This is a genomic window from Streptomyces sp. 13-12-16, assembly GCF_002114215.1.
GTDB lineage: Bacteria > Actinomycetota > Actinomycetes > Streptomycetales > Streptomycetaceae > Streptomyces.
Window position 1 is genome coordinate 1 of record NZ_NCTE01000793.1, and the last position, 1,993, is coordinate 1,993.

2 protein-coding genes and 1 pseudogene are annotated in these 1,993 nt (G+C 71.3%); 2 read left to right on the plus strand and 1 reads right to left on the minus strand.

All coding sequences use genetic code 11. From position 1 onward, the window contains the following. Positions 1–564, minus strand: a pseudogene (locus B7767_RS29060) (GNAT family N-acetyltransferase); the annotation flags it as partial. Positions 565–704: 140 nt separating this feature from the next. Here B7767_RS29060 and fdxA point away from each other — a divergent pair. Both fdxA and B7767_RS29070 read left to right on the plus strand, forming a co-directional pair. After that, positions 705–1,022 carry a ferredoxin gene (gene fdxA, locus B7767_RS29065; RefSeq protein WP_004926152.1) on the plus strand — a complete coding sequence of 106 codons (318 nt, stop codon included), beginning with the start codon at positions 705–707 and terminating at the stop codon, positions 1,020–1,022. Between the two features lie 117 nt (positions 1,023–1,139). Beyond that, the coding region (locus tag B7767_RS29070) for a bifunctional succinyldiaminopimelate transaminase/glutamate-prephenate aminotransferase (protein WP_085574758.1) at positions 1,140–1,993 on the plus strand (854 nt) is incomplete at its 3' end.

Genomic DNA, 1,993 nt, shown 5'->3' on the forward strand with positions numbered 1-1,993 from the left:
CGTCCACAGCTCGGCGGTCACCTCCCGCACCCAGCCCCGCCGCTCCAGCTCCGCGCACAGCAGCTCCTGCGCCCCCTCGGCGCCGGTCGCGGTCTGCACGTACGCGGGCAGCCCCCGCGCGGCGTACCAGCGGCGTACGGCCGTCAGCGCGTCGTCGAGCGGCACGCCCGGGTCGCCGAGCGGCAGGACGGAGTTGGCCCGCCGGGTGAAGCCCTCGGCCGCCCGCAGCTCCCACTCGCCCAGCCGCTCGCTCTCCACGGGCCGCCACGCCCGCGCGGAGACCCGCGCCAGCTCCTCGTACGAGGCCGAGGGACCACGCCGACGCGCCGGTGCGGACGGTACGACCTTGCCCGCGACCAGCGCGGACTCCGCGATGCGGACGCCTTCCCCGCTCTTCCTTGTGATCCGCAGCACACCGTTGTCCCATGATGTGAGAACACCGACCGTGTCGGTGAACTTCTCACCCGAGGGGCCATGTTCGATCAAGCTCCGTACGGAGACCCGTTTTCCCACGTCAGCAGTGGTGATACGGACCTCGAGGCGCCCGGCGGCAGAGATTTCCACAGGTCAGTTCACCCCTCCTGTTCGGATCATGCCCAGGAACGGAGATACTAGGGGCGGGCATCGACGACGCCGCGCTCCCGCGCGCCAGGCGGCGGAGCCTGAGGAGGCCCGCCAGCGCCCTATCGAGGAGGAACGACAGCGTGACCTACGTCATCGCGCAGCCTTGTGTCGACGTGAAGGACAAGGCGTGCATCGAGGAGTGCCCGGTCGACTGCATCTACGAGGGCCAGCGGTCCTTGTACATCCACCCGGACGAATGCGTCGACTGTGGTGCCTGTGAGCCGGTCTGCCCGGTCGAGGCGATCTTCTACGAGGACGACACTCCGGAGGAGTGGAAGGACTACTACAAGGCGAACGTCGAGTTCTTCGACGAGCTCGGCTCGCCCGGCGGCGCCAGCAAGCTGGGTCTGATCGAGCGGGACCACCCGTTCATCGCCGCGCTGCCGCCGCAGGCGTAGCCGTCCCGCCAGAAGCGGCCCCGCATCGACGTGCCGCCCCGGTCCCGTACGGCCCGATCCTCCCGATCGCCGTACGGGGCCGAGGCGTTCGCCGGACCAGAAAGTGAGCCCGTAACCGTGTCCGCAGTCTCCGACCGGCTGCCCACCTTCCCCTGGGACAAGCTGGAGCCGTACAAGAAGACGGCCGCCGCGCACCCCGACGGCATCGTCGACCTCTCGGTCGGCACGCCCGTCGACCCGGTGCCCGAGCCGATCCAGAAGGCCCTGATCGCCGCGGCGGACTCACCGGGCTATCCCACGGTCTGGGGCACCCCGGAACTGCGCGACGCGCTCACCCGCTGGACGGAGCGCCGGCTGGGCGCCCGCGGGGTCACCCACCACCACGTCCTGCCGGTCGTCGGCTCCAAGGAACTGGTCGCCTGGCTCCCCACCCAGCTCGGACTCGGCCCCGGCGACAAGGTCGCCTTCCCGCGCCTGGCCTACCCGACGTACGAGGTCGGCGCCCGCCTCGCCCGCGCGGAGCACGTGGCGTACGACGATCCGACCGAGCTGGACCCGACGGGCCTGAAGCTGCTCTGGCTGAACTCCCCGTCCAACCCGACGGGCCGGGTGCTGTCCAAGGAGGAGCTGACCCGGATCGTCGCCTGGGCCCGCGAGCACGGCGTCCTCGTCCTCTCCGACGAGTGCTACATCGAGCTGGGCTGGGAGGCCGACCCGGTCTCGGTGCTGCACCCCGACGTCAACGGCGGGTCGTACGACGGGATCGTCTCGGTCCACTCCCTGTCCAAGCGGTCCAACCTCGCCGGTTACCGCGCCGCGTTCCTGGCCGGCGATCCGGCGGTCCTCGGTCCGCTGCTGCAGATCCGCAAGCACGGCGGGATGATGACCTCCGCGCCGACCCAGGCGGCCGTGGTCGCGGCCCTGGGCGACGACGAGCACGTCCGCGTCCAGCGGGAGCGCTACGCGGCCCG